This window comes from Mesorhizobium sp. LEGMi-168a (assembly GCF_058312955.1).
Genome location: NZ_JBZEGV010000102.1, coordinates 1 through 1,357 on the forward strand (window position 1 = coordinate 1; position 1,357 = coordinate 1,357).

Annotated in this window: 2 protein-coding genes; both read right to left on the bottom strand. The window is 55.3% G+C overall.

Annotated features, from left to right (window positions below):
• Window positions 1-1,029: choline ABC transporter ATP-binding protein (gene choV / locus AC4FWB_RS34150; protein WP_491030606.1), on the bottom strand; the 1,029-nt coding region annotated here is incomplete at its 3' end.
• Window positions 1,026-1,357 (bottom strand): ABC transporter permease subunit (locus AC4FWB_RS34155; protein ID WP_491030607.1); only part of this gene is annotated, 332 nt, incomplete at its 5' end. The genes AC4FWB_RS34155 and choV, both read right to left, overlap by 4 nt.

Here is a 1,357-nt window from a genome sequence, read left to right on the forward strand (position 1 = left end):
CCGCGCTTCCGAAGGAACCCACGTCTCGGCATCGCTACAGCAGACGAAGGTTCCAGCCAGTCCGTTGCGTTCCACCGCTATTCTTTTTCGGTCAGGACCTAATTGAATCCGTGTCGTGCACGCGGTATCCAACCAAACCCAGCCATCGCTGCCGACCTCCATGTCCGCCAAATTATTCATCACATTCCAAGCTGTAAGCACCGATAACGGGTTTACGTTGGCAATGAAATCGCGGACGTAATCGTCCACTGGCTTAAGGATAATCTCTTCAGGCTGTCCTGATTGAACGATCCGACCGCCTTCCATAATTGTAATCCGATTACCAATCTTCAATGCTTCTTCGAGGTCGTGACTGACAAAGATTATCGTCTTCTTCAGTTTTTCCTGGAGCTCTAGAAGTTCGTTCTGAAGCATTGTTCGGATCAATGGATCTAGCGCCGAGAAGGGCTCGTCCATCAGCAAGATCGGAGCTTCCGTAGCAAAAGCACGGGCGAGACCAACGCGTTGCTGCATTCCCCCCGACAACTCATGGGCATATTTATCGGCCCATTGATCAAGGCCGACCAACTTCAGCTGCTTAGCGACCCTGAGTTTCCGCTCAGCTACTGGAACTCCCGAAAACTGAAGCCCGAGCCCTACATTGTCTGCCACGGTCCGCCAGGGAAGCAGCGCGAATTGCTGGAAGACCATCGCTACCGTCTGCTGCCGCACCTGCCGCAGTGTATCGGCGGTGCAGGTCACAACGTCAACGTCCTGACCCGCATGCCGCACTATGATGCTGCCTCGTGTCACGCGGTTCAGGCCGTTCACTCCGCGCAGAAGAGTTGATTTGCCTGACCCCGATAGGCCCATCAGAACGCTGATCTGACCTTCTTCTACGTCGAGATTGGCGCCAGCGGCGCCAAGGACGTTTCCAGTCTTGGCCAAAATCTCATTGCGGCTCGCGCCGGCATCCAGCATTGCGAGGGACTGCGCCGACTTCCTGCCAAAGATAATATCGACGTTACGGAAACTGACTGCCGTGTTCATGGCTTTCTTGCGTCTCCTACCCTGCAAACGCGATCAAGCAGAACGGCCAGCACGACAATCGCAAGGCCTGCTTCGATACCCAAAGGAATGTTGAGTGAGTTCAGGCCCCGAACGACGGGCCTGCCGAGTCCCGACGCGCCGATAAGAGCCGCGATCACCACCATTGACAGCGATAACATGATGCATTGGGTCAAACCCGCCATTATCGTCGGCAGGGCGGAGGGCAGTTCAATGTGCCACAAGTGCTGTCGTTTGCTCGCGCCGAATGACTCCCCGGCCTCAATTAGCGATTTGGGGACCGAGATGATACCCAAATGCGTCAGTCGAA